The following is a 24,210-nucleotide window of genomic DNA, read 5'->3' on the forward strand; positions in this document are numbered from 1 at the left end:
GCGGTGGGGTGGGGCGGTGGGGCGGTGGGGCGGGAAAGACGGGGGCGGGTCAGTCGCGGGCAGCGGCGGCGGTGGCGGCCAGCCGGTCGGTGAAGGCGTTGCCGAACTTGCCCGCTGGGTCCAGCTCCTGACGCAGCGCCAGGAAGTCGCCCAGCCGCTCGTAGCCGGCCGCGGCGGCCCGCGGCGCGTGCGTCACCTTCCCCCAGTGCGGGCGGCCGCCCAGCGGCAGCAGGGCGCGCTCCACGGCGGCGAGCACCGGGGCGACGGCGGCGGGCTCCGGCTTCCAGGTGAAGTGGAAGGCCACCGAGTCGCGCCCGTACGCGGGGCTGAGCCACAGCTCGTCCGCGGCCACCGTGCGCACCTCGGAGATGTGCAGCACCGGCGCCAACTGCGCGCCCAGCGAACGCAGTTCGGCGATCGCCGCGACCGCGGCCGACCGCGGCAGCAGGTACTCGGACTGCAGCTCGGCGCCGCTGCTCGGGGTGAACTCGGGGCGGAAGTGCGGCAGTCGCTCGTGCCACGGGCCGGGGGCGCCGAGCTGGGCGGTGCAGTGGGCGGTGGGCATGCCCGGCACCGGGTGCTGCGGGGCGTCGGCCGGGCGGGCGCCGGGGACGGTCGCGGCGGGGGTGCCGTCGTCGAGCTGCTTGACCCAGACCCGGCCGGTGTCCGAGCCCCAGTCGGTGAACAGGCTGACGCTCCACCCGGCGGCGTGCACCTCGTCCAGGTGCGCCGCGTACTGCGCCAGCGGCAGGCCGAGGTGGACGTGCTGGCGCAGGGCGTAGGCGGGGACGACGTCCAGGGTGAGCGCGGTGACGACGCCGAGCGCGCCCAGGTGCACCACCGCGCCGGGGTGCGAGGTGGTGCGCAGTTCGCCGTCGGCGCCGACCAGCTCCAGCGAGCGGACGGCGGCCGCGAGCGAGCGGCGCCCGTCGCCCGAGCCGTGGGTGCCGGTGGCGGTGGCCCCGGCGACCGAGATGTGCGGCAGCGAGGCCAGGTTCTCCAGGGCCAGGCCCGCCGCCTGGAGGGCGACGGCCAGCTCCGCGTAGCGGGTGGCGGCGGAGACGGTGACGCTGCGGGCGTCCGGGGCGATCTCGATCCGGGTCGGCAGGCCGTCCAGCAGCACCAGGTCGCCGGTGGTGTCGGCGACCGGGCTGAAGGAGTGGCCGCTGCCCAGGGCCCGGACGCGCTCGCTGCGGCGGACCAGCTCCTGCAGCTCCGCCACGGTGCGCGGCCGGTGCACGGCGCGGGCGCCGAAGACCAGGTTGCCCGCCCAGTTGCTGAGCGGGGCCGGGCCGGTGGGGTCGGTGGTCGTCATCGGTGCACCCCCAGGGGGCGGTCGGTGCGGGGCGCCCGGACGTACGGCCGTTCCCATTTGCAATGCCGAACTACAAATTAGTCCGCCGAGGTCAGCGGGGCAAGGGGCGGACCGGCGGAAAGTTTCGGAGCGGCCGTCGCCCCGGCTCAGCGCGCCCCGGCTCAGCGCGGCCCAGTTCGGTGCACCCCGGCTCGGTGCACCCCAGTTCGGTGCCCCCGGCTCGGTGCGCCCCGGCTCAGCGCGGCCCGGGCCCGACGGTGCTGGAGCGCACCACCAGGGTGGTGGAGAGCTCCAGCCGGGTGGGGGCGGCGCCGATCTCCCCGCTGCGCAGGGCGAGGATCAGCCGGGTGGCCTGCTCGGCCATCTCGCGCAGCGGCTGGCGGATGGTGGTCAGCGCGGGGCTGGTCCACTGGGCGATGTCCAGGTCGTCGTAGCCGACCACGGACAGCTCCTCGGGCACGCGCAGGCCGCAGACCCGGGCCGCCTCCATCACGCCGAGCGCCTGCAGGTCGCTGCCCGCGAAGATCGCGGTGGGCCGGTCGGGGAGCTCCAACAGCCGCTTGGCGCGGGCGAGTCCGCCCTCGGCGTGGAAGTCGCCGAAGGCGATCAGCTCGGGGTCGACCTCCAGCCCGGCCATCGACATCGCGGAGCGGTAGCCGTCGAGCCGGGCGAGCGAGCAGAGGGTGTCCTCGGGGCCGGTGACGATGCCGATCCGCCGGTGGCCGAGGTCGATCAGGTGCCGGGTGGCGGCCAGGCCGCCGGCCCAGTTGGCGGAGCCGACCGAGGGCACGTCCGGGTCCGGGTTGCCGGCCGGGTCGATGACCACGAACGGGATGGAGCGGGCCCGGAGTTGGCGCTTGAGCTCGGGCGGCAGGGTGGAGAAGACCAGCACCACGCCGAGCGGCCGCCGCCGCAGCACCGCGTCGATCCAGCCGGGCCCGGGGGCGTGCCGGGAGCCGCTGTGGGCGACCACGACCGCGGCCCCGTGCTCGTTGGCCACGTTCTCGACGCCGCGCAGCAGTTCCATCGCCCAGAGGCTGTCGAGCTCGTGGAAGACGATCTCGATCAGCGGGGCCTCGCCGCCGTTGCGGGCGGCGCGCTGGTAGTCGTGCTCGCGCAGCACGCGTTCGACCCGGCCCCGGGTGGACGCCGAGACGTCGGTACGTCCGTTGAGGACCTTCGAAACCGTCGAAACCGAGACTTCGGCTTCTCGCGCGATGTCCGCGAGGGTGACCCGTCCCAGTTCATCGCCCTTTTCCATGGACGCAGCATAGGGCACGGGCGGTCCGGGCCAACCCCCGGATCACGCTTCAGTAACCCTCGGCACGAGGGGTTGACCCGCAACACGCCCGCAACTTAGCGTCCCGGCCAGGCAGTTATTTCGAGACTCGGCTCGAAACTTTAGGAGACCCCCAGATGAAGAGACGTGCTTTCGCTGTGGCCCTCGGCCTCTCCCTGGCGACCGTGGGCGTGACGGCCTGCAGCAGCGGGGCCTCCGCCGGCGGCTCCAACACGATCCACGTCCTGGTCTACGGCGACGCCAGCAACAAGGTCGAGAAGCAGATCGTCGAGACCTTCAACAAGACCTCGAAGGTCAAGGTCGTGCTGGACACCATCCCCGGCGCGGACTACCAGTCCAAGCTGAACACGATCATCAACACCCCGCAGGCCCCGGACATCTTCTTCAACTGGGGCGGCGGCAGCATCCAGCCCTACGTCAAGGCGGACCTGCTGCTCCCGCTGGACGACATGATCGCCGCGGACCCGGGGCTGAAGGGCAACTTCCTCTCCTCCGTCTTCAACACCGCGGTGATCGACGGCAAGTCCTACGGCATCCCGATGCGCGGCACCCAGCCGGTGCTGCTGTTCAACAACAAGAAGGTGCTGGCCGACGCGGGCCTGAGCGTCCCGAAGACCTGGGACGAGCTGCTCAACGCCGTCACCGTGCTCAAGGGCAAGGGCGTCACCCCGTTCGCGCTCGGCGGCGGCGACCAGTGGCCGACCCTGATGTGGTACGAGTACGTCTTCGACCGGGTCGCGGGCCCCGAGCTGTTCCAGAAGGCGCTGTCCGGCGACAAGACCGCCTGGGAGAGCCCGGAGTCGAAGAAGGCGCTGGGCATGCTCAAGCAGCTGGTCGACGCGGGCGCGTTCGGCTCGAACTTCGACTCGGTGAAGTTCACCGACGGCGGCTCCCCGGCCCTGCTGGCCAAGGGCAAGGCCGCGTTCGAGCTGATGGGCTCCTGGGCGTACGCCACCCAGCAGGACGCCAACCCGGACTTCGCCAAGAACGACCTCGGCTACAGCAACTTCCCGGCCGTGGCCGACGGCAAGGGCGACCCGGCGGACGTGGTCGGCAACACCAACAACTTCTACTCGGTGCTGAAGAAGACCAAGCACCCCAAGGAAGCCGCCGAGTTCCTCAAGCTCATGTACTCCGACGAGTTCGTGAAGGCCCAGCTGGCCATCGGCAACCTGCCGACCACCACGAACACCGAGCAGTTCCTGAGCACCGCGGCCAGCCCCGAGTACTCGAAGTACCAGTACGACCTGGTCAAGGCCGCCCCGTCGTTCCAGCTCTCCTGGGACCAGGCGTACCCGCCGGCCGCCACCACGCCCATCCACACCGCCGTGCAGCAGTTCTTCAGCGGCAAGCTCGACGTGGACGGCTTCATCAAGGCCATGCAGGCCCTTCCCGCCTCCTGAGACGAATCCACATGAGTGCACTCTCCTCCGCATCCGCGTCCGGCCGCCGCCTGCGGGCCGGGCGCCGGAGCGGTGTCGGGGTGACCCGCCCGGGCCTGGTCTGGGCGGTACCCGCCACCGTCTTCTTCCTGCTGTTCGCGATCCTGCCGCTGGTGCTGGTCGCCGTCCTCTCCTTCACCAGCTGGGACGGCGTGAGCGCGCCGACCTTCAACGGCCTGGACAACTGGACCAAGCTGCTGCACGACCCGGTGATGACCCAGAGCATCTGGCTGACCCTGGTGCTGACCGTGGCCGGCGTGGTCGTGCAGACCCCGGTGAGCATCCTGCTGGGCGTGTGGGCGGCCGGGCACCAGCGCAACCGGGCCGTGCTGTCGGCGATCTTCTTCGTCCCGCTGCTGCTGTCCGCGACCGCGATCTCGGTGGTGTGGCGGGCCATCCTCGACCCGAACTTCGGCATCCCCTCGGAGATGACCTGGCTGTTCGGCGACGGCAACCTGATGGGCAGCCAGAGCGGCGCGATCGCGGTGCTCACCTTCGTCGGCATGTGGCAGTGGACGCCCATGCACGCCCTGCTCTACCAGGGCGGCGCCCGGGCGATCCCGCAGGTGCTCTACCAGGCCGCGGCGATCGACGGCGCGGGCAAGGTCCGGCAGTTCCTGCACATCACCCTGCCGCAGCTGCGCAACACCATGATCACCTCGATGATCCTGATGCTGGTCGGCGGCCTCACCACCTTCGACACCGTGCTGATCCTGACCCAGGGCGGCCCGGGCACCGACACCACGAACAGCGCCTACTACATGTACCAACAGGCCTTCAAGAGCTTCGACTTCGGCTCCGGCTCGGCCATCGCCCTGGTCCTCGTCGTCGTCGCGACCCTGATCTCGCTCGCCGTCGTCCGGCTCTCCGGCTACGACAAGATGCGCAGCACCTCGGAGGGACTGTGATGCGACGGCGCCCCAACTACCTGGCCGGGCTCGGCTCGCTGGTCTGGCTGGTCCTGGTCGGCTTCCCGCTGTACGTCCTGCTGATCTCGACCTTCCGGACCCGCTCCAGCTACTCCTCCGAGGGCCCGCTCAGCTTCCCCGACCACCTGACCCTGCAGAACTACTTCGACGACTTCTCCAACGGTTTCGGCCAGGACTTCCTCAACACCCTGATCGTCACCGTCAGCGTCGTCGCGATCGTGCTGCTCGTCGTGCCCCCGCTGGCCTACGCGATCGTGCGCGCCCGGGGCAGGACCATCAGCACGGTCTTCCGGGTCTTCCTGCTGGGCCTGGCGATCCCGGCGCAGGCCGTGATCGTGCCGATGTTCTACGTCATCAGCAAGGCCGGCCTGTACGACCAGCTGATCGGCGTCATCCTGCCCACCGCTGCGTTCTGCCTGCCGGTGTGCACGCTCGTGCTGACCGGCGCGATGCGCGACATCACCAACGAGCTGTACGAGGCCATGGCCATGGACGGCGCCAGCCCCTGGCGGGTGTTCTGGCAGCTGGTGGTGCCGCTGTCCAAGGGCGGACTGTCGTCCGTCGTGGTCTTCTCGGCGCTCCAGGCGTGGAACGGCTTCCTGTTCCCGCTGATCCTCACCCAGTCGGAGAGCACCAAGGTCATCACCCTCGGCCTGTACAACTTCCAGACCGAGCACGGCGTCGACGTGCCCGGCCTGCTCAGCGCCGTCGTGCTGTCGATGCTCCCGATCTTCATCGTCTACCTGTTCGCCCGTCGCGCCTTGGTCCAGGGCCTCATGGGCGTCGGAGGAAAGTGACCGACAAGATGAACGTGGCCGTTCCTACCGAAGCCCCCGCCACCGCCGCCACCGCGGCCCCCCGCTGGCGCGACCGCACGCTGACCCCGGCGGAGCGCGCGGACGCCCTGATCGCCGAGATGACGCTGCCCGAGAAGCTCGGCCAGCTGGTCGGCGTCTGGGTCGGCGCCTCCGACGAGGGCGGCGACGTCGCCCCGCACCAGCACGACATGGAGGAGCCGCCCGACCTGGACACCCTCCTGCCGAACGGACTGGGCCAGCTGACCCGCCCCTTCGGCACCGTCCCGGTCGACCCGGCGCTCGGCGCGCTCTCGCTGGCCCGCAGCCAGCAGCGGATCGCCGCCGCCAACCGCTTCAAGATCCCCGCCCTCGCCCACGAGGAGTGCCTGGCCGGCTTCGCCGCCTGGGGCGCCACCGCCTACCCGGTGCCGCTCTCCTGGGGCGCGACCTTCGACCCCGGCCTGATCCGGCGGATGGCGGAGGCGATCGGCCGCGACATGCGCGCCGTCGGCGTCCACCAGGGCCTCGCCCCCGTCCTCGACGTGGTCCGCGACGCCCGCTGGGGCCGGGTCGAGGAGACCATCGGCGAGGACCCGTACCTGGTCGGCACCGTCGCCACCGCCTACGTGCAGGGCCTGGAGGCCGCGGGCGTCGTCGCCACCCTCAAGCACTTCGCCGGGTACTCCGCCTCCCGCGCCGGGCGCAACCTCGCCCCCGTCGGCATGGGCGTCCGCGAACGCGCCGACGTCATCCTGCCGCCCTTCGAGATGGCCGTCCGCGAGGGCCGCCCGCGCTCCGTCATGCACGCCTACACCGACACCGACGGCGTCCCCTCCGCAGCCGACGCCGAGCTGCTCACCGGGCTGCTCCGCGACACCTGGGGCTTCGACGGCACCGTGGTCGCCGACTACTTCGGCATCGCCTTCCTCAAGCTCCTGCACGGCGTCGCGGGCGACTGGGCCGAAGCCGCCGCCCTCGCCCTGGCCAGCGGCGTCGACGTCGAACTCCCCACCGTCAAGACCTTCGGCGAGCCCCTGCTGCGCGCCGTCGAGGACGGCACCGTCCCCGAGGAGCTGATCGACCGGGCCCTGCACCGCGTCCTGGCCCAGAAGGCCGAACTCGGCCTGCTCGACGAGGACTGGGACGCCGTCCCCGCCGCCCTGGCCGGACGGGAACTGGACGACGCGGCCGCCCTGCGCGGCACCGTCGACCTGGACCGCCCCGAGAACCGCGCACTCGCCCGCGAGATCGCCGAACGCGCCGTGGTCCTGCTCCGCAACGACGGCACCCTCCCGCTGCGCGCCCCCCGCCGGATCGCCCTGATCGGCCCCAACGCCGACACCCCGACCTCCGTCCTCGGCTGCTACGCCTTCCCCGTGCACGTCGGCAGCCAGCACCCCGGCGTCCCCGTCGGCATCGAACTGCCCACGCTGCGCCAGGCGCTGGCCGCCGAGTTCCCCGGCAGCGAGATCTGGACGGTCGCCGGGGCGAGCGTCGACGGCACCGACACCTCCGGGTTCGCCGAGGCGATCGACACCGCCCGCCGCGCCGACGTGGTGATCGTCGCCCTCGGCGACCGGGCCGGCCTGTTCGGACGCGGCACCAGTGGCGAGGGCTGCGACGTCGAGTCCCTCGAACTGCCGGGCGTGCAGCAGCAGTTGCTCGACGCCCTGCTCGACGTCGGGACGCCCGTCGTCCCGGTGCTGCTGGCCGGCCGCCCCTACGCGCTGGGGCGCGCCGTCACCGAGTCCGCCGCCCTCGTGCAGACCTTCTTCCCCGGCGAGGCCGGGACCGAGGCGGTCGCCGCCGTCCTCAGCGGCCGGGTCAACCCGTCCGGCCGACTGCCCGTCAGTATCCCGGCCCGGCCCGGCGTCCAGCCCTCCACCTACCTGGCTGCCCGCCTCGCCGGGCCCAGCGAGGTCTCCAGCACCGACCCCACCCCGGCGTTCGGCTTCGGCCACGGCACCGGCTACACCACCTTCGACTGGACCGACCTCCAGGTCGAACGCGGCACCACCGGCACCGACGGCACGCTCGCCCTCTCCTTCGCCCTGCGCAACACCGGCGACCGGACCGGCACCGAGACCGTCCAGCTCTACCTGCACGACCCCGTCGCCAGCGTCGTCCAGCCCGTCCAGCGCCTGATCGGCTACCGGCGGGTCACCCTGGAACCCGGCGAGCAGGCCCGCGTCCTGATCGACGTGCCCGCCGACCTCGCCTCCTTCACCGGCCGCGACGGCCGCCGGACCGTCGAACCCGGGGCCCTGGAACTGCGCATCGCCGCCTCCAGCACCACCGCCCACCTCACCGCCGACGTCCGCCTGGAGGGCCCGGTCCGCACCCTGGACCACACCCGCCGCCTCCACGCGGACATCCGCACCGCCTGACCCCGCAGCACCACCGCCACGGCCGCGTCCCCTCCCGCAGGGGGCGCGGCCGCGGCGCGTCCGGCGGGGATGGCGGGGATGGCGGGGAAGGCGGCACCGGCGCGTTCCACGGGGCCGTGGGCCCGTCCTGCGGGAGCGCGGTGGCACGGGTTCTGCGGGGGCGCGCAGTACGGGCCTGCGGAGCCGCCGCGGCAGGTCCTGGAGCCGCACAGCCCGCCCCGGGAGCCGCAGCCCGCCCCGGAGCCCGGGCCCGCTCCGGGACGGGCCCGGGCACGACGAGGCCGGCCCGCAGGCCCCCCGTGGGGTGGGGGTGGCTGCGGGCCGGCTGCTGGGAGGGGGAGTTACTTCTTGCCGCCGGGGCGGGCGGCCAGCTGGAGGTCCTGCTGGAGGGTGTAGTAGGCGGGCTTGGGGGCCATGTTGACGTCGTAGAGCAGGCCGTAGCCGGTGCCGGCGAAGGTGCCGGGGATCCAGGAGTCGCCGTCGTAGACGCCCCAGGCGGTGAACGAGATGCACTGGTCGACCAGCTGGCAGGCCTTGAGCATCTGGGAGAACTCGTACGGCTGGGCGAAGGCGGCCAGCTGGCTGGTCGGGACCTGCTCGGTGGCGTTGTTGACGAAGGTGCGCACGTCGGCCTCGGTGACGGCGACCTTCAGGCCGAGGTCGCCGTAGGACTGCAGGTCGGACTGGAAGAGCTTGCCGTCGAAGCCGTACTGGGTGTCCAGGTGGCCCTGCTCGCCGACGCCGTGGATCGGGACGCCCTGGGCGACGAGCTCCGCGACGTAGTCGTGCACGGCCTGGAACTTGGCGTTGCTGCCGTCCTGGCCGGCGATGTTGTAGTCGTTGTAGAAGAGCAGGGCCTTCGGGTCGGCCTGGTGGGCCCAGCGGAAGACGTCGGCGAGGACGCCCTCGCCCAGGTTCTTGATCCAGAAGTCGTCGCCGTTCAGGCCGTTGGGCAGCGGGTTCGGGTCCCAGGAGTTGGCGAACACCTCGTTGGCGACGTCCCACTGCCAGATCTTGCCGCGGAAGTGGCTGACCTCGTCGGTGACGTGCTTGTGCAGGATCTCGCGCAGCTCGTCCTTGCTGATGCTGCCGTCGGCGACGCCGGTGGTGAGCCAGGACGGCAGCTGGTTGTGCCACAGCAGGGTGTGGCCGCGGACCTGCTGGCCGTGCTCCCCGGCGAACTGGACCAGCCGGTCGGCGGCGGCCCAGTCGTAGCTGCCGCGGGTGGGCTCCACCGACTCCCACTTCATGGCGTTCTCCGCCGTCACGACGGAGAACTGGTCCGCGACGATCGCGGTGTACGGCTTGTCGCTGCCCAGGTGGGCGTCGTCGACGGCGGTGCCGATGCCCAGCTTCTGGCGGTCGCCGAGGGCGCGCAGCGAGTCGGCCGGCGCCTTGGGGTGCTTGTCGGGGGAGGCGATGGCGACCGCGGAGGGGGCGAGCGCGAGGACGGCGGCGGTGGCGACCGCGGCCGCAAGTCGGCGGCGTGGCTTCACAACGGACTCCTTGGTACGGGGGAGGAGCGAGAGGTTTCGAAAGTTTCGAAAAATCGATCGAACTTCCAAGAAGCTAGTGCGGCAAATCCACCCCAGTCAATAACGCTGCACGCCTCAGAAGTTGAACGATCCGCCCGGGCTTCCGTGACCCGGAAGCGAGTGGTCTGGGAAAACGCCGTCCGGCCCGGAGGATCGAACTTTCCGATCGAAGTTCGGTACTTTTCATTGACGGGCCGGTCGGCGGCGGCCTACCCTCCTGCTCGGCGAGGCCCGCCGAAACGGACCTGCCCGCCGCACCGTGCCGGTGCGGCGGGCAGGGAAGTCGCGGGGCCCGGCCGGGTCAGTGCACGCCGCTCGGGACGGCCGGGTCGTGGGCGGCCGCGACGGCCAGGCCCTCCAGGTCGCGCAGCAGGGGTTCGACGCGCTCCGCGGGGAAGTGGTGGACGTCCGCGGTGAAGGAGAGCAGCACGCCCTCGGGGTGGTCCTCGACGTTCAGGAACAGGCGCTCGGAGGGCCGGTCGGTCCGGTCCGTCCAGCGGAAGCCGCCGCCCGCCCGGGCGGCCCGCAGCTCGGCCGCCGCGGGGACGGGGGCGCCGTCGTCGGGGGTCTCGGCGCGGCGGTCGTTGAAGACCCGGGAGACGTCCAGGCCGGGGCCGCGCTCCCGGGAGACCCGGTCGAGCAGGCCGGCGAACCGGCGCGGGTCGTAGTAGCCGTGCTTGTAGGCGCCCAGGGCGGCGCGGCGGGTGCGGTCCACGGCCTCGTCGAGGGTGGCGCCGGCCAGGTCGACGGAGCACAGGCCGAGCTGGGAGAGCATGCAGACCACGTCGGCCAGGCCGGGGCGGAAGCGGTTGCCGACCATGGGGCGCAGCACCACCGGGTTGACGCCGGTCGCGCGGGCCAGCGCGACGGCGTACAGGGCGAGCAGGACGGTGGTGGGCGTGGCGCCGGTGCGCCGGGCGACGGCCGCGGCGGCGGGGCCCAGGGCGCGGGAGCGCAGCTCGCCGGTCCAGTACCGCGGGCCGGGCGGCGGCGGCGTCGGGCCGGGCAGCGGGCGCGACGGGAGCAGGGGCGCCGAGCGCAGCAGCTGCTCGTGGTGGCGCAGCGCCCGTTCGTCCTGGCGCAGCCCGGCGGGGGAGCGCTGCCAGCGGGCCTGGTCCAGCGGTTGCAGGCCCTCGGCGGGCGCGGTGCTGCGTTCGGCGACCTCGCGCAGCATGGTGCGGGCCCCGGCGGCGTCGGTGGCCAGGTGGCAGACGAGCACGACCAGGTGGGTGGGGGCGCCGCGGTGCCGGACCACGGCCATCCGCACCGGCCAGTCGGCGGCGGCGTCGAGCGGCGCGTGCCGGTGGTGCGCCTCGACGGCGGCGGCGGTGGCCGCGGGGTCGCCGTCCGCGGGGGCGTCGTGCACCTCCAGCAGCACCTCGCCCGCCCCGGCCACCTCCTGGAGCGGTTCGGGGCCGCCGTCGAAGCGCAGCCGGGTGCGCATCGACGGGTAGCGGGTGACCAGGTAGCGCAGTTCGGCGGCGAGGTCGGCGAGGCCCGTCCCGGGCTCCAGCGCCTTGGTGCCGCCGAGCGGCATCCAGGAGCCGTGCCGGACCATCGCCTCCCACAGCGACCACTGGCCCCAGGTGAGCGGTCCGGTGCCCGCCGCCAGCCCGTCGAAGGCGACGGCGACCCGTTCGGCCGGTGCGGGCAGCGGCCCGCCGGGGCCCTCCCCGGGCAGGCGGACGGCGTGGTCGGCGTCGTGGGCACCGTGGGCGTGGACCGTGCGGCTGGCGTGCATCGACGGGACCTCCGGGCGGAGTCGTGGTGTGCGGCACCGCCGGCCCCGGTCCCCTTGCGGCCAGCCTACCGCGCGAACCCCCGCCCGGGCGGCGGAAGTTGACCCACCCCGCCGCGCCGGTGCGGGCGCTGCTGACGGAGGATCAGCTGCGGACGTCCGCGGACGCGGTAGCGGGCCGCCGCCGGGTACTGCGGACGCGGTACGGCGGGTGTCCGCGGACGGGGGACGACAGCGGGGCGGGGCGGCGGGGAGGGTGGGGGAGACCGGGAGAAGGCCGAAAACGGGAGTCGCGCATGTCCGTCCTCGCTCGCTGGTGCCACCGGCACCGGCTCGTCACCGTACTGCTGTGGTTGGGCCTGCTGGTCGGTCTCGGGGCGGTCTCGGGAGCGGTCGGCACGAAGTACAGCGACAGCATGGCGATGCCCGCCACCGAGTCCAGCCGGGCGATGGACCTGCTGAAGGAGCAGATGCCCGCCGCGGCCGGGGACACCGACACCGTGGTGTGGCACACCGCGACCGGCACCGTGAACGACCCCGCCGTCAAGGACCGGATGACCGCGGCGCTGGACGCCGTCGCGCACAGCCCGTCCGTCGCCTCGGTCTCCGGCCCGTACACCGAGCGCGGCGCCCACCAGGTCAGCGCCGACGGCACCACCGCGTACGCGCAGGTCACCTTCACCGGGGACGCGCACGCCGTCCCCAAGGCCGACGTCGAGCACGTGATCGACCTCGCGGAGCAGGCCCGCACCGGCGGGCTGGACGTCCAGCTGGGCGGGCAGGCGGTGCAGAACACCGAGACCGAGATGGGCGGCCTCAGCGAGGTCATCGGCGTCGTCGCGGCGCTGGTCGTGATGACGCTGGTGTTCCGCTCGGCCTGGGCCGCCGCGCTGCCGATCCTCACCGCGGTCGCGGGCGTCGGCACCGGCGTGATCGGCACCGGGCTGCTCAGCCACGGCATGAGCATCGCCTCGGTCGCGCCCACCCTGGGCGTGCTGGTCGGCCTCGGCGTCGGCATCGACTACGCGCTGTTCATCGTCAACCGGCACCGCAAGGGCCTGACGGCGGGCCTGAGCGTCGAGGACGCCTCCGCGAAGGCGCTGAACACCTCCGGCCGGGCCGTGCTGTTCGCGGGCCTGACCGTGGTGATCGCCCTGCTCGGCATGCTGATCCTCGGCATGGGCTTCCTCAACGGCATGGCGGTCTCCGCCGCGCTCACCGTCGCCCTGACCGTGCTGGCCGCGGTCACCCTGCTGCCCGCGCTGCTCGGCCTGCTGGGGCTGCGGGTGCTCAGCCGCGCCCAGCGCCGCCGCCTGGCCGAGCAGGGCCCCGGCGAGGAGCACACCACCGGGTTCTGGCCGCGCTGGGCCGCCAGGGTGCAGGCCCGGCCCACCGGCAGGGCGCTGGTCGCGCTGCTGCTGATGCTCGCCGTGTCGCTGCCGGTGCTGTCGCTGCGCCTGGGCAGCTCGGACGCGGGCAACAACCCGAGGTCCACCACCTCCCGGCAGGCGTACGACCTGCTGGCCGAGGGCTTCGGCCCCGGCTTCAACGGCCCGCTGCTGCTGGTCGCCGAGGCGCCGGACGCCGCCGACAAGGCCGCCCTCACCGAGCTGGTCGCCGAGCTGAAGGGCCTGGACGGCGTCGCCCAGGTCACGGCCGCGCCGATGCAGGACGGGCAGCGGATCGGCACCGTCCAGGTGGTGCCCACCACCTCCCCGCAGTCCGCGCAGACCTCCGAGCTGATCACCGAGCTGCGCGAGCGCACCGTCCCCGCCGCCGAGGCCGGGACCGGCCTCCAGGTGCACGTCGGCGCCACCGCCACCGCCGCGGACTTCGCGGACGTGCTGATCTCCAAGCTGCCGCTGTTCATCGGGATCATCGTCGGCCTGGGCTGCCTGCTGATGATGGTGGCCTTCCGCAGCCTGCTGGTGCCGCTGATCGGCGTCGCGATGAACCTGCTGACCATGGGCGTGGCGTTCGGCGCGATCGTCGCGGTGTTCCAGTGGGGCTGGGGCTCCGAGGCGCTCGGGGTCGGCGCGGCCGGGCCGGTCGAGGCCTTCGCCCCCGTCATGATCATCGCGATCCTGTTCGGCCTCTCGATGGACTACCAGGTCTTCCTGATCAGCCGGATGCACGAGGAGTGGACCCACACCCGGGACAACCACCGAGCCGTCCGGGTCGGCCACGGCGAGACCGGCCAGGTCATCACCGCCGCCGCCGTCATCATGGCCTGCGTGTTCGCCGCCTTCCTGTTCGCCGGGCAGCGCATGATCGCCGAGTTCGGGCTCGGCCTGGCCCTGGCCGTCCTGCTCGACGTGCTGGTGCTGCGGACGGTCCTCGTCCCCGCGCTGATGCACCGCTTCGGCGCCGCCAACTGGTGGCTGCCCGGCTGGCTCGACCGCCTGCTGCCGCACGTCTCCGTCGAGGGCGAGCCCGACCCGGCCCCCGTCCGGGAACCCGAGCTCGCGGACGCCCGGCGCTGACCCCCGCGGGGCCCGGCCGGTCGACGGGACCGGCTGGGCCCCGTCGCGTGCGGTGGAACTGCGTACGGTGAAGGAGTGCAGATGACGGAGATGCTCAGGCGCTGGTGCGGCGGACGCCCGCGGCGGACCGACGTGGCGGTGGCGCTGGCCTGCTTCCTGCTCGCCGCCCCGGTCACCGCCGCCACCGCGTACCACCGCGACGCCTCGGTCCCCGCCTACCTGCTGCTCCTGCTGGCCTCCTGCCTGCCGCTGCTGGTCCGCAGCCGGTGGCCGGTGCCGGTGGCCGCCGCGACGGTGCTGGTCGGCGTGGTCGAGCTGGTGCTGCTCCCGTTCACGCCCGCGCCGCACCCGGACGCGTTCGGGATCTCCCTGTTCGCGGTCGGCGTCGCCCTGTACGCCGTCGCCACCCGCACCGACCGGCGCACCGCCTGGCGCACCGGCTGCTGCGCGGCCGGGGTGCTCACCCTCACCGCACTGATCGTCCGCTCCGGGCTGGAGGAGCTCCCGCAGAACCTCGGCCTGATCGCCTGGCCCTGCCTGTCGGTGGCGATCGGCGACGCCGTCCGCAGCCGCCGCGAACTGCTCGCCTCCGTCGTCGAGCGGGCCGAGCGCGCCGAACGCACCCGCGAGGAGGAGGCCCGCCGCCGGGTCACCGAGGAGCGGATGCGGATCGCCCGCGAACTCCACGACGTCGTCGCCCACCACATCACCCTGGTCAACGCCCAGGCGGGCGTCGCCCACCACCTGATGCGCACCGACCCCGAGCACGCCTACCAGGCCCTGGAACGCATCCGCGACACCAGCCGGGCCGCCCTCGACGAACTGCGCGCCACCGTCGGCCTGCTGCGCCACAGCGGCGACCAGGCCGCGCCGCGCGAACCCGCCCCCGGCCTGGCCGGGCTCGACGACCTGCTCGACGCCTTCCGGCACTCCGGCCTGGACGTCGCCCTGGAGCGCGCCGGGGAGCCCGACGGACTCCCGCCGATCACCGACCTGACGGCCTACCGGATCATCCAGGAGGCCCTCACCAACACCCACAAGCACGCCGGGCCCACCACCGCCCGGGTCCGCCTCGACTTCGCCCCCGGCCTGCTCCGGCTCACCGTCGAGGACGACGGCCCCGCCGCGGGGGGCCCGCAGGGCGCGGGCGACGGCACCGGGCACGGCATGATCGGCATGCACGAGCGCGCCCGCGCCGCCGGCGGCACCCTCACCGCGGGCCCCCGCCCCCGCCGCGGCTTCCGCGTCCACGCCGAACTGCCGCTGCCCGGCGGCGGCCGCCAGGGCTGCCGGCCGTGAGGGCCGACCCACCGCCGCCCACCGCCGCCCACCGCCGCCCACCGGAAGGACCCCACCGATGACCGTCCGCGTCCTGCTCGCCGACGACCAGGCGCTGCTGCGCGGCACCTTCCGGCTGCTGATCGACTCCGCCCCCGACCTGGAGGTGGTCGGCGAGGCGGGCACCGGCCGGGAGGCCGTCGCGCTCGCCCGCGAACTGCGCGCCGACCTCGTCCTGATGGACATCCGGATGCCCGACCTGGACGGCCTCGCCGCGACCGCGCTGATCACCGCGGACGAGGACCTGGCCGGGGTCAAGGTCCTCGTCCTCACCACCTTCGAGAGCGACGAGTACGTGGCCGAGGCCCTGCGCGCCGGGGCCAGCGGCTTCCTCGGCAAGGGCATCGACCCGGAGGAGCTCCTCGACGCCATCCGGGTCGTCGCGGCCGGCGACGCCCTGCTCTCCCCGGCCGCCACCAAGGCCCTGATCGGCCGCTTCCTCGCCCAGCCCGACCCCGGCCGCCGCGCCGCCCTGCCCCGGCTGGACGTGCTCACCGCCCGCGAGCAGGAGGTCGTCGCCCTCGTCGCGGCCGGGCTCTCCAACGACGACATCGCCGAGCGGCTGTTCGTCACCCCCCTCACCGCCAAGACCCACGTCAACCGCGCCATGACCAAGCTCGGCGCCCGCGACCGCGCCCAGCTCGTCGTCATCGCCTACGAGACCGGCCTGGTCCGCCCCGGCGGTCCGTGACGCGGCACGGTCCGAGCGCGGTACGGTCCGAGCGCGGTACGGTCCGAGCGCGGTACGGTCCGAGCGCGGCCGGGCCCGCCCGGCAGCCGGGCGGGCGAGGGCGGTCCGGACCCGGCGGCCGCGGCCCCCCGGGCCCCTCCCGCCCCGGTGGCGCCGGACGTCACAAGCCGGTCTCGTCCCTTTTCTCCCCCTTGACGCGGATGCTCCCGCAGGAGTCGGATACGTGGCACCGCGTTTGGACATGTCAGGCCCGACCGCTCCGGACGCCCGCTGTCGGCCCCACCGGGTGACGTCTTCCCGCCCGGTCGGCCGCCGCCGCCCGAGGCGGCCGCCTTCCCGGCCCGCCGCCCACGCCCCACCCGGGCCGCACGTCCGACCCGCGGCCCCGCCCGGACCTCCCGGAGGCGAGCAGCCATGAACGCCAGGACCCGCCCGACCGCCAGCCGACCCACCGCCATCTACCTGCGCTGCCACCCGCACGACGCCGGCCTCCTGCTGGACTTCTGGGGCGTGCTCAGCCGCTACGCCCTGGACGCCGGACTGGGCGAGGCCACCGTGTTCATGGACAACGGCCGCGACCCGCACGACCCGCTGACCGCCCTGGACTCCCTGCTGGCCGCCGCCGCGGCCGGACACGTCTCGGCCGTGGTGATCCCCGGCCCGTTCGTCTTCTCGCCGGACGACGAGAAGGCCCGCGCCACCGCGCTCCGCTTCGAGGCGGCGGGCTGCGCCGTCCACGAGCTCCCCGCCCCGCGCGCCCGGTCGGGCCGCACGTCCGCTCACTCTCGGTGAATTTTCTTGCCAGCCGCTCACCGAACGGGATTAATGGGTACATGAGGCCGAATTCGGTCAGGTCGCAGGACCGACCACCCCGTCCGCCGGGCCGGGGGGCCTCGCGCAGCTTCGCCCGGGAGATGTTCCTCCTGCAGCTGCTGCTGGTCCTGGTGCTGATCGCCGGAGCGCTGGCGGCCGTCGTGCTGCAGACCGGCCGGGAGACCACCGCCGACGCCCGGCACCGTTCGATCGCCGCCGCGCAGGCGTTCGCGCACGCCCCGGGGCTGCCGGAGGCCCTGGAGGGCCCCGACCCGACCGCGACGCTGCAGCCGCTGGCCGAGGACGCCCGGAAGGCGGCCGGCGTCGACGCCCTCATCGTGTACAGGCTCGACGGCATCACGCTCACCCACAGCGATCCGGCGCAGATCGGCAAGCACGTCATCGGCCCGTACGCCCAGGCCGCCCAGGGCAACGCCTTCACCCGGACCTTCCGGGGAGCGCTGGGTCCCTCGGTGGTCTCGGCCGTGCCGGTCAAGGACGCCACGGGCAAGGTGGTCGGCATCGTGTCGGCCCCGGTCACGGTGGAGTCGGTCCGGCACGCGGTCAACCGGCAGCTGCCCGTCTTCCTGGCCGTCGCCGGTGCCGCGGTCGCGCTGGCCGCGGGCTGCACGGCCCTGATCAGCCGCCGCCTGCGCCGACAGACGCACGGCCTGGGCCCGACCGAGATGACCCGGATGTACGAGCACCACGACGCGGTCCTGCACGCGGTCCGCGAGGGCGTCCTGATCATCGGGGGCGACGGCCGCCTGCTGCTGGCCAACGACGAGGCCCGGCGCCTGCTCGGCCTGCGGGCGGACGCGGAGGGCAGCCGCGTCCGCGACCTGGGCCTCGACCCCCGCACCGCCGAACTGCTGGGCTCGGACCGGACCGCCGACGACGAGGTGCACCAGGCCGGCGACCGGCTGCTGGCCCTGAACAAGCGCTCCACCGCGCCCTTCGGCGTGCACCGCGCCAACGTGGTCACCCTGCGCGACACCACCGAGCTGCGGGCCCTGACCGGGCGGGTCGAGGTGGCCAGGGAACGGCTGCGGCTGCTCTACGAGGCCGGGATGCGGATCGGCTCGACGCTGGACGTCACCCGCACCGCCGAGGAGCTCGCGCAGGTCGCCGTCCCGGGGTTCGCCGACGTCGTCACCGTCGAGCTGCGCGACCCGGTGCTGCGCGGCGAGGAGGTGGACGGGAACGCCTCCGGACTGCGCCGCACGGCCGTGGCCGGCCTGGCCGAGGACCACCCGCTGTACCCCGTCGGCCGGCTGATCCACTTCGCGGACAGCACGCCGATGGCGGCCGGCATCGGCAGCGGGCGGTCCGTGCTGGAACCGGACCTCGCCGCCTCCGCCGGCTGGCGCGCCCAGGACCCCGAGCGGGCCGGGCGGATCCTCGACTCCGGCCTGCACTCCCTGGTGGTGGTGCCCCTGCTGGCCCGCGGAACGGTCCTGGGCCTGGTGAACTTCTGGCGGGCCGACGACTCCCCGCCCTTCGACCGGGACGACCTCTCCTTCGCCGAGGAGGTGGCCGGCCGGGCCGCCGCCTGCATCGACAACGCCCGGCGCTACACCCGCGAGCACGCCATGGCGGTGACCCTGCAGCGCAGCCTGATGCCCCGGGGCCTGCCGGAGCAGGACGAGCTGGAGGTGGCCCACCGCTACCTGCCCGCGCTGGCCGGGGTCGGCGGCGACTGGTTCGACGTCATCCCGCTGCCCGGCGCCCGGGTGGCCCTGGTGGTCGGCGACGTGGTCGGCCACGGCATGCACGCCGCGGCCACCATGGGCCGCCTGCGCGTCGCCGTCCACAACTTCTCCGCCCTGGACCTGCCGCCGGACGAACTCCTCGGCCACCTGGACGAGTTGGTCGCCCGGATCGACGTCCAGGACGAGGAGGACCACCCGGACGGCGAGGCCCCGGACGGCGAGGCCCCGGACGGCGAGGCCCGGGGCGGTGAGGCCCCCGACCGCCCCGGGCCCGCGCCCGGCGTCGCCGACGACGTGCCCGCGATCACCGGCGCCACCTGCCTGTACGTGATCTACGACGCCGTCTCCGGACAGGTCACCGCGGCGACCGCGGGTCACCCCCCGCCGGCCGTGGTGCACCCCGACGGCAAGGTCGTCTTCCTGCGTCCGCCGGTCTCGCCGCCGCTGGGCCTGGGCGCCGGACTGCCGGTGGAGACCGCCTCCGCGACGGTGCCCGAGGGCTCCCGGCTGGTGCTCTACACGGACGGGCTGCTGGGCAGCCGCACCCGTGACCTGGACACCGCGCTGGAGTCCCTGGGCCGCACCGTCAGCGGACCGGACCGGTCGCCGGAGGAGGTCTGCGCCGCCGTGCTGGACGGCCTGCCGCCGGACCGGCAGGAGGACGACATCGCGCTCCTGGTCGCCCGGACCCGGCTGCTCGACCCGGGTCGGGTGGCGGAGTGGGAGGTGCCGAGCGACCCGGCGGCGGTGGGTCCGGTCCGCAACGCCTGCGCCCGCAAGCTCGCGGAGTGGGGCCTGGACGAGGTCTCCTTCGGCAGCGAGCTCATCCTCAGCGAGCTGATCACCAACGCCGTCCGCTACGGCAAGGAGCCGATCAAGGTCCGGCTGCTGCACGCCCGCACCCTGATCTGCGAGGTCTCCGACGGGAGCAGCACCGCGCCGCACATCCGCCGGGCCAAGGAGACCGACGAGGGCGGCCGCGGCCTGTTCCTGGTCGCCCGGTACGCCCGGCACTGGGGGACGCGCTACTCGGCCCGGGGCAAGACCATCTGGTCCTCGCAGGCGCTCGACGGCAGCGGGGGCCCGGACGACGAGGTGCTGGGGGCGGACCTGCTCGGGGAGTGGGACGACGGCGGGTGGGACGAGGACGGGTCGTGACACCCGCCGTAGAATGAACCCAGCGTCACCGCGGACGGGATTCCGGTACGGACCGTGACGACCCGGGTCCCGCCAGGCGTCGGACCGCCCGCTTTCGCACCGTGGAGGCACCATGGCCGTTTCCCGCCGCCGGGCAGCCCTGTTCGCCGCCTGCCTGGGCGTCACCGCGGCCGGGCTGGGCGCCTGCGGCCAGGGGGACACCGGCCCGGTGCCCGTGGCGCGGGCCGACTCGGCCCGGGCGGCGGGCGGGATGGACGAGCTGGTCCGGCAGGCGCAGGCGGAGGGCCGGCTCAACACGACCACCCTGCTGCCGCACTGGGCGAACTACGGCGGGCTGATCGACGGCTTCTCGAAGAAGTACGGGATCGAGGTCGTCAACGACAACCCCGAGGGCTCCAGCCAGCAGGAGATCGACGACGTCAAGCGGTACCGCGGCCAGGACCGCGCGCCCGACGTGCTCGACCTCGGCGACCCCTTCGCCCAGTCCGCCGCCGACCAGGGGCTGCTGGCCCCGTACCGGACCGAGCGGTACGACCGGATCCCGGGCTTCCAGAAGGACCACAAGGCGCGCTGGTACAACAGCTACGGCGGCTTCGTCGCCATCGGCTGCGACGCGAAGCGGGTGCAGCACTGCCCGCAGTCCTTCGCCGAACTGCTCGACCCGCAGTACAAGGGCATGGTCGCGCTCACCGGCGAGCCCACCAGCGCCGGGTCGGTCTTCGCCGCCGTGTACGCGGTCGCCCTCGCCAACGGCGGCTCGTTCGCCGACATCCAGCCGGGCATCGACTTCTTCGCCCACCTGAACCGGATCGGCAACTTCAACCACGCCAACTCCAGCGTGAGCGCGATCGCCGCCGGCGAGACGCCGATCAGCGTGGAGTGGGACTTCCTCAACCTCCAGCACGTCGACGGGCTCCGGGCCGCGGGCGTGGACTGGAAGGTGGCCATCCCCTTCGACGGCAGTTTCGCCCAGTACTACGCGCAGGCCGTCAGCAAGGACGCCCCGCACCCGGCCGCGGCCCGCCTGTGGGAGGAGTACCTGAACTCGGTGGAGGGCCAGAACCTGCGGCTGGTGGACTACGCGCGCCCCGTCCTGATGGACGTCATGGCCCGCGAGGGCACCCTGGACCGCGCCCTCGCCGACCGGCTCCCGACGGTCGAGGGCACCACGTCCTTCCCCACCCAGCAGCAGCTGATCACCGCCCTCGCCGTGGTCAAGGCCAACTGGCCCGCCGTCGTTCCCCGATGACCCGCCCCCGGCCGGGGCCGGGCGGAGGCCGCCGGGTCAGGGCGGGTCCGGCCGGTCGGCCAGCTGTCCGCGCAGGGCGTCGAGCCGGGCGAGGCGGGCGTCCAGGGCGGTCAGGGCGGCCGCCGTCTCGGAGCGCGCCCGGGCCGCGGCCAGGTCCAGCCGGTGCAGCAGCAGGTCCCAGCGGGCCCCGGGCGGGCCGGATGCGTCGGTGGGGGCGGCCGCGGCGGGGTCAGGCGCGGCGCCGGTTGCTGGCGTCGCGGAGCCGGTCGGTGCGGTCGGCCAGGGCGTCGAGGCGGGTGGCGAGGTGGTCGTGGTTGTCATCGAGGTGGGGGCGCATGTCGTTGAGCGGGGCGAGGAGGTCGGCGGGGTCGGCGGTGCCGAGCGCCGCGGTGAGGATCCGTTGGGCGGTGCGGGCGTCGGGGCCGAGCCCGGCCGCGGTGAGCTGCGCGGCCAGGGTGCGCAGCTCGGCGGCGTGGTCGCGGGCCCAGGCGGTGACGGCGCGCTCGGCGGCCCGGTGGTCGCGGACGGCCTTGACGCGTTCCGCGCCGGTCCCCGCGGCGGGGGCGGCTCCGGCGCGGCGCAGCCGCAGGTAGCGGTTCTCGGCGGCCTGGCGGCTGGCGACCCCCATCGGGTGGGCGAGGTCGGCCCAGGTGGCTCCGGCGGCGCGGGCGTCCTCCACCAGGCCGGCCTCCCACCCGGCGAGCTGGGCCCGGAGCTCGCGCAGCAGGACCAGGGCGGCGAGGGCCGGTTCGGGGTCCGGCGCGGCGCCGGTGCCGGGTGCCGGTGCCCCCGTCCCGGGCCCCTGGGCGGTGCGCACGGCGTCGTCGATGGCGGCCAGGGCCGCGGCGGCGGCGAGCAGCGGCACCTGTGCGACGGGCCGGGCGGGGTCGGGCGGCGGCTTCCGGTTCATGGTGTCACCTCCATGGTGTCACCCTAACGACGACGGATCCGCTTTGTCATCCGTCGGATGACGTGTTAGAACGGATCCAGGTGATGTGCACCGGCACCCTTTGATCCCACAGGAGGTGTTTCGCGATGCTGCTGCGCACCGACCCGTTCCGCGAACTCGACCGGCTCACCCAGCAGTTCCTGGGAACGACCGGCACCTGGTCGCGTCCGACCCCGATGCCGCTGGACGCGTACCGGGCCGGCGACGAGTACGTGATCTGCTTCGACCTGCCCGGGGTGGACCCGGAGGCGATCGACATCGACGTCGAGCGCAACGTGCTGACCGTCAAGGCCGAGCGCCGGCCGCGGCAGCAGGGCGAGGACGTGCAGTGGGAGCTGTCGGAACGGCCGCTGGGCGTCTTCTCCCGGCAGGTCGTGCTCGCCGACACCCTCGACCCGGACGGCATCGCCGCGGACTACGACGAGGGCGTGCTGACGCTGCGGATCCCGGTCGCGGAGAAGGCCAGGCCCCGCAAGGTGGCGGTCGCGCACGGCGGCGCCCGCCGACAGATCCAGGCCTGACCCGGCCCGGCCGCGCCGCCCCCGGGCGCGGCCGGACACCCCTGCTACCCCGGGCCCGCACCGGCGTGCGGGCCGATCCCGAACGGCGGGCGAGCCCATGGCGGACCGAGTGGACACCCCCTTCCTGGTACGGGCCCGCGGCGAGGTCGACGTCGACACCGCGCCCCGGACGAGCCGCGAACTGACCCGTGCCCTGACCGCGCACCGGGAGGTGGTGCTGGACCTCTCGGCCGTGACGTTCATGGACTGCACGGGCCTGCGCGTCCTGCTCGCGGCCGGTGACCTGGCCGAGCGGACGGGCGCCCGGCTGGAGCTGCGCGGCGTGGGCCGACCGGTGGCCCGGCTGCTGGAACTGGCCGGGCTGGACCCCGCCGGGCTGGAACGCCCCGGCGGGGTCCGGCCCCCCGCGGTCAGGGCCGGGCGCTGAGGGCCGGGTCGGCGGCGTCGAGGGACTGCAGGATCTGGTCGACGCTCTGCCTGGCGTCGCCGAAGAGCATGCTGGTGTTCTCGCGGAAGAACAGCGGGTTCTGCACGCCCGCGTACCCGGAGGCCATGGAGCGTTTGAAGACGACGACCCGCTCGGCCTCCCAGACCTTCAGGACGGGCATCCCGGCGATCGGGCTGGCCGGGTCGTCGAGGGCGGCCGGGTTGACGGTGTCGTTGGCGCCGATGACCAGGACGACGGAGGTGTCGGCGAAGTCCTCGTTGATCTCGTCCATCTCCAGGACGACGTCGTAGGGGACCTTCGCCTCGGCGAGCAGCACGTTCATGTGGCCGGGCAGGCGGCCCGCCACCGGGTGGACGCCGAAGCGGACCTCGACGCCGCGTTCGCGCAGGCGGCGGGTGAGGTCGGCGACGGGGTGCTGGGCCTGGGCGACGGCCATGCCGTAGCCGGGGGTGATGATGACGGACCGCGCGGCGGCGAGGAGCTCGGCGGCCTCCCGGGCGGCGATCTCGTGGTGCTCGCCCTGCTCGGCGTCCCCGCCCGCGGGGGCCTCGATGCCGAAGCCGCCCGCGATGACGGACAGGAAGGAGCGGTTCATCGCCCGGCACATGATGTACGAGAGGTAGGCGCCGGAGGAGCCGACCAGCGCGCCGGTGACGATCAGCAGGTCGTTGTCGAGCAGGAAGCCCGCGGCGGCCGCCGCCCAGCCGGAGTAGCTGTTGAGCATGGAGACCACGACGGGCATGTCGCCGCCGCCGATGGAGGCGACCAGGTGCCAGCCCAGGAGCAGGGCGAGCACGGTGACGGCGACCATCAGGCCGAGGCCGGGCGAGGCGGTGAACCAGGCGGTGAGCGCGACGAAGGCGCCGAGCGCGCCCAGGTTGAGGGCGTTCTTGCCGGGCAGCACCAGCGGGCGGGAGGCGATCTTGGCGGAGAGCTTCAGGTAGGCGACGACCGAGCCGGTGAAGGTGACGGCGCCGATGAAGATGCCGATGAACACCTCGGCGTGGTGGATCGACAGCAGGTCGGCGGCGACGGCGCTCTGGGCGTCGCCGTGCCGCTCCACCTCCAGGTAGCTGTTCCAGCCGACCAGGACGGCGGCCAGGCCGACGAAGCTGTGCAGGACGGCGATCAGCTCCGGCATCTCGGTCATCTCGACCCGGCGGGCCCGCCACAGGCCGAGCGCGGCGCCGATCGCCGTCGCCAGCAGGATCAGCGCGACGGCGCCCGCGCTGATCGAGCGGGAGGCGACCACGACGGTCGCGGTCAGGGCGAGGGCCATCCCGGCGATGCCGTAGGCGACACCGGCCCGGGAGGTGCGGTGCTGGGAGAGGCCGGCCAGGCTGAGGACGAACAGCAGGGCGGCGACCAGGTCCGCGGCGTGCGCGGCGGTGAGGGACGTCATCTC

The 24,210-nt window shown here is 74.1% G+C and carries 19 protein-coding genes; 12 read left to right on the top strand and 7 right to left on the bottom strand.

The window, feature by feature from the left end:
* Positions 1 to 49: 49 nt before the first annotated feature.
* Positions 50 to 1,315 (bottom strand): FAD-binding protein, encoded by a 1,266-nt coding sequence (locus OO57_RS20855; RefSeq protein ID WP_033254095.1) that lies wholly within the window; start codon positions 1,313 to 1,315, stop codon positions 50 to 52.
* A gap of 235 nt (positions 1,316 to 1,550) precedes the next feature.
* Positions 1,551 to 2,576, bottom strand: a complete 1,026-nt coding sequence (locus OO57_RS20860; RefSeq protein WP_033254096.1) for a LacI family DNA-binding transcriptional regulator — start codon at positions 2,574 to 2,576, stop codon at positions 1,551 to 1,553.
* Positions 2,577 to 2,731: 155 nt separating this feature from the next.
* On the opposite strand from OO57_RS20860, the gene OO57_RS20865 reads away from it, so the two are divergent.
* The 4 genes from OO57_RS20865 to OO57_RS20880 are packed head-to-tail and all read left to right on the top strand — an operon-like array spanning position 2,732 to position 8,170.
* Positions 2,732 to 4,018, top strand: coding sequence for an ABC transporter substrate-binding protein (locus tag OO57_RS20865; protein WP_033254097.1), 1,287 nt, complete (start codon positions 2,732 to 2,734; stop codon positions 4,016 to 4,018).
* Between the two features lie 11 nt (positions 4,019 to 4,029).
* Positions 4,030 to 4,965: a carbohydrate ABC transporter permease gene (locus OO57_RS20870; protein ID WP_234337434.1), complete on the top strand. Its 936-nt coding sequence runs from the start codon at positions 4,030 to 4,032 to the stop codon at positions 4,963 to 4,965.
* A complete protein-coding gene (locus OO57_RS20875) occupies positions 4,965 to 5,783 on the top strand; it encodes a carbohydrate ABC transporter permease (RefSeq protein WP_033254099.1) in 819 nt (272 codons plus the stop codon). The genes OO57_RS20870 and OO57_RS20875 overlap by 1 nt, the downstream gene beginning before the upstream one ends.
* Before the next feature lie 8 nt (positions 5,784 to 5,791).
* Positions 5,792 to 8,170: a beta-glucosidase gene (locus OO57_RS20880; RefSeq protein WP_033254124.1), complete on the top strand. Its 2,379-nt coding sequence runs from the start codon at positions 5,792 to 5,794 to the stop codon at positions 8,168 to 8,170.
* Between the two features lie 341 nt (positions 8,171 to 8,511).
* On the opposite strand, the gene OO57_RS20885 is transcribed toward OO57_RS20880, so the two are convergent.
* Positions 8,512 to 9,666, bottom strand: a complete 1,155-nt coding sequence (locus OO57_RS20885; RefSeq protein ID WP_033254100.1) for an endo-1,4-beta-xylanase — start codon at positions 9,664 to 9,666, stop codon at positions 8,512 to 8,514.
* 340 nt (positions 9,667 to 10,006) lie between these two features.
* Positions 10,007 to 11,446 (bottom strand): condensation domain-containing protein, encoded by a 1,440-nt coding sequence (locus OO57_RS20890; RefSeq protein ID WP_081973840.1) that lies wholly within the window; start codon positions 11,444 to 11,446, stop codon positions 10,007 to 10,009.
* A gap of 293 nt (positions 11,447 to 11,739) precedes the next feature.
* Between OO57_RS20890 and OO57_RS20895 the strand changes: the two genes are divergently transcribed.
* The 6 genes from OO57_RS20895 (at position 11,740) to OO57_RS20920 (ending at position 20,887) form a co-directional block, all read left to right on the top strand.
* Positions 11,740 to 13,926 carry an MMPL family transporter gene (locus tag OO57_RS20895; RefSeq protein WP_033254101.1) on the top strand — a complete coding sequence of 729 codons (2,187 nt, stop codon included), beginning with the start codon at positions 11,740 to 11,742 and terminating at the stop codon, positions 13,924 to 13,926.
* 81 nt (positions 13,927 to 14,007) lie between these two features.
* Positions 14,008 to 15,225, top strand: a complete 1,218-nt coding sequence (locus OO57_RS20900) for a sensor histidine kinase (RefSeq protein WP_106974055.1) — start codon at positions 14,008 to 14,010, stop codon at positions 15,223 to 15,225.
* Positions 15,226 to 15,283: 58 nt separating this feature from the next.
* Entirely contained in the window at positions 15,284 to 15,955 is a 672-nt protein-coding gene (locus OO57_RS20905) for a response regulator (protein WP_033254102.1), read from the top strand.
* A 414-nt stretch (positions 15,956 to 16,369) separates the two neighbouring features.
* A complete protein-coding gene (locus tag OO57_RS20910) occupies positions 16,370 to 16,747 on the top strand; it encodes a hypothetical protein (RefSeq protein ID WP_033254103.1) in 378 nt (125 codons plus the stop codon).
* A gap of 122 nt (positions 16,748 to 16,869) precedes the next feature.
* Positions 16,870 to 19,638 carry a SpoIIE family protein phosphatase/ATP-binding protein gene (locus OO57_RS20915; RefSeq protein WP_033254104.1) on the top strand — a complete coding sequence of 923 codons (2,769 nt, stop codon included), beginning with the start codon at positions 16,870 to 16,872 and terminating at the stop codon, positions 19,636 to 19,638.
* 112 nt (positions 19,639 to 19,750) lie between these two features.
* The gene (locus OO57_RS20920; protein ID WP_051778021.1) at positions 19,751 to 20,887 is read left to right on the top strand and encodes an ABC transporter substrate-binding protein; all 1,137 of its coding nucleotides are present in this window, start codon (positions 19,751 to 19,753) and stop codon (positions 20,885 to 20,887) included.
* A gap of 36 nt (positions 20,888 to 20,923) precedes the next feature.
* Here OO57_RS20920 and OO57_RS20925 read toward each other — a convergent pair whose 3' ends face one another.
* Complete coding sequence (locus OO57_RS20925) at positions 20,924 to 21,208, bottom strand: hypothetical protein (protein ID WP_033254105.1); 285 nt, start codon at positions 21,206 to 21,208, stop codon at positions 20,924 to 20,926.
* The gene (locus tag OO57_RS20930; protein WP_051778022.1) at positions 21,117 to 21,797 is read right to left on the bottom strand and encodes a hypothetical protein; all 681 of its coding nucleotides are present in this window, start codon (positions 21,795 to 21,797) and stop codon (positions 21,117 to 21,119) included. Before OO57_RS20930 ends, OO57_RS20925 begins: the two co-directional genes overlap by 92 nt.
* Positions 21,798 to 21,922: 125 nt before the next feature.
* On the opposite strand from OO57_RS20930, the gene OO57_RS20935 reads away from it, so the two are divergent.
* Together OO57_RS20935 and OO57_RS20940 are read left to right on the top strand one after the other, a co-directional pair.
* Positions 21,923 to 22,357, top strand: coding sequence for an Hsp20/alpha crystallin family protein (locus OO57_RS20935; protein ID WP_033254106.1), 435 nt, complete (start codon positions 21,923 to 21,925; stop codon positions 22,355 to 22,357).
* A gap of 97 nt (positions 22,358 to 22,454) precedes the next feature.
* Positions 22,455 to 22,784 (top strand): STAS domain-containing protein, encoded by a 330-nt coding sequence (locus tag OO57_RS20940; RefSeq protein WP_063737610.1) that lies wholly within the window; start codon positions 22,455 to 22,457, stop codon positions 22,782 to 22,784.
* Here the strand turns inward: OO57_RS20940 and pntB are convergent.
* Entirely contained in the window at positions 22,768 to 24,207 is a 1,440-nt protein-coding gene (gene pntB, locus OO57_RS20945; protein WP_033254107.1) for a Re/Si-specific NAD(P)(+) transhydrogenase subunit beta, read from the bottom strand. The genes OO57_RS20940 and pntB overlap by 17 nt on opposite strands.
* Positions 24,208 to 24,210 lie beyond the last annotated feature (3 nt).

This window comes from Kitasatospora phosalacinea (assembly GCF_000717185.1).
Classification (GTDB): Bacteria; Actinomycetota; Actinomycetes; order Streptomycetales; family Streptomycetaceae; genus Kitasatospora; species Kitasatospora phosalacinea_A.

Coding starts and splice junctions, on each gene's coding strand:
- OO57_RS20920 (WP_051778021.1), top strand. CDS start 19,751: ATGGCCGTTTCCCGCCGCCGGGCAGCCCTGTTCGCCGCCTGCCTGGGC.
- OO57_RS20925 (WP_033254105.1), bottom strand. CDS start 21,208: ATGACAACCACGACCACCTCGCCACCCGCCTCGACGCCCTGGCCGACC.
- OO57_RS20900 (WP_106974055.1), top strand. CDS start 14,008: ATGACGGAGATGCTCAGGCGCTGGTGCGGCGGACGCCCGCGGCGGACC.
- OO57_RS20860 (WP_033254096.1), bottom strand. CDS start 2,576: ATGGAAAAGGGCGATGAACTGGGACGGGTCACCCTCGCGGACATCGCG.
- OO57_RS20935 (WP_033254106.1), top strand. CDS start 21,923: ATGCTGCTGCGCACCGACCCGTTCCGCGAACTCGACCGGCTCACCCAG.
- OO57_RS20905 (WP_033254102.1), top strand. CDS start 15,284: ATGACCGTCCGCGTCCTGCTCGCCGACGACCAGGCGCTGCTGCGCGGC.
- OO57_RS20930 (WP_051778022.1), bottom strand. CDS start 21,797: ATGAACCGGAAGCCGCCGCCCGACCCCGCCCGGCCCGTCGCACAGGTG.
- OO57_RS20940 (WP_063737610.1), top strand. CDS start 22,455: ATGGCGGACCGAGTGGACACCCCCTTCCTGGTACGGGCCCGCGGCGAG.
- OO57_RS20890 (WP_081973840.1), bottom strand. CDS start 11,446: ATGCACGCCAGCCGCACGGTCCACGCCCACGGTGCCCACGACGCCGAC.
- OO57_RS20855 (WP_033254095.1), bottom strand. CDS start 1,315: ATGACGACCACCGACCCCACCGGCCCGGCCCCGCTCAGCAACTGGGCG.
- OO57_RS20870 (WP_234337434.1), top strand. CDS start 4,030: ATGAGTGCACTCTCCTCCGCATCCGCGTCCGGCCGCCGCCTGCGGGCC.
- OO57_RS20895 (WP_033254101.1), top strand. CDS start 11,740: ATGTCCGTCCTCGCTCGCTGGTGCCACCGGCACCGGCTCGTCACCGTA.
- OO57_RS20915 (WP_033254104.1), top strand. CDS start 16,870: ATGTTCCTCCTGCAGCTGCTGCTGGTCCTGGTGCTGATCGCCGGAGCG.
- OO57_RS20875 (WP_033254099.1), top strand. CDS start 4,965: ATGCGACGGCGCCCCAACTACCTGGCCGGGCTCGGCTCGCTGGTCTGG.
- OO57_RS20880 (WP_033254124.1), top strand. CDS start 5,792: ATGAACGTGGCCGTTCCTACCGAAGCCCCCGCCACCGCCGCCACCGCG.
- OO57_RS20865 (WP_033254097.1), top strand. CDS start 2,732: ATGAAGAGACGTGCTTTCGCTGTGGCCCTCGGCCTCTCCCTGGCGACC.
- OO57_RS20910 (WP_033254103.1), top strand. CDS start 16,370: ATGAACGCCAGGACCCGCCCGACCGCCAGCCGACCCACCGCCATCTAC.
- pntB (WP_033254107.1), bottom strand. CDS start 24,207: ATGACGTCCCTCACCGCCGCGCACGCCGCGGACCTGGTCGCCGCCCTG.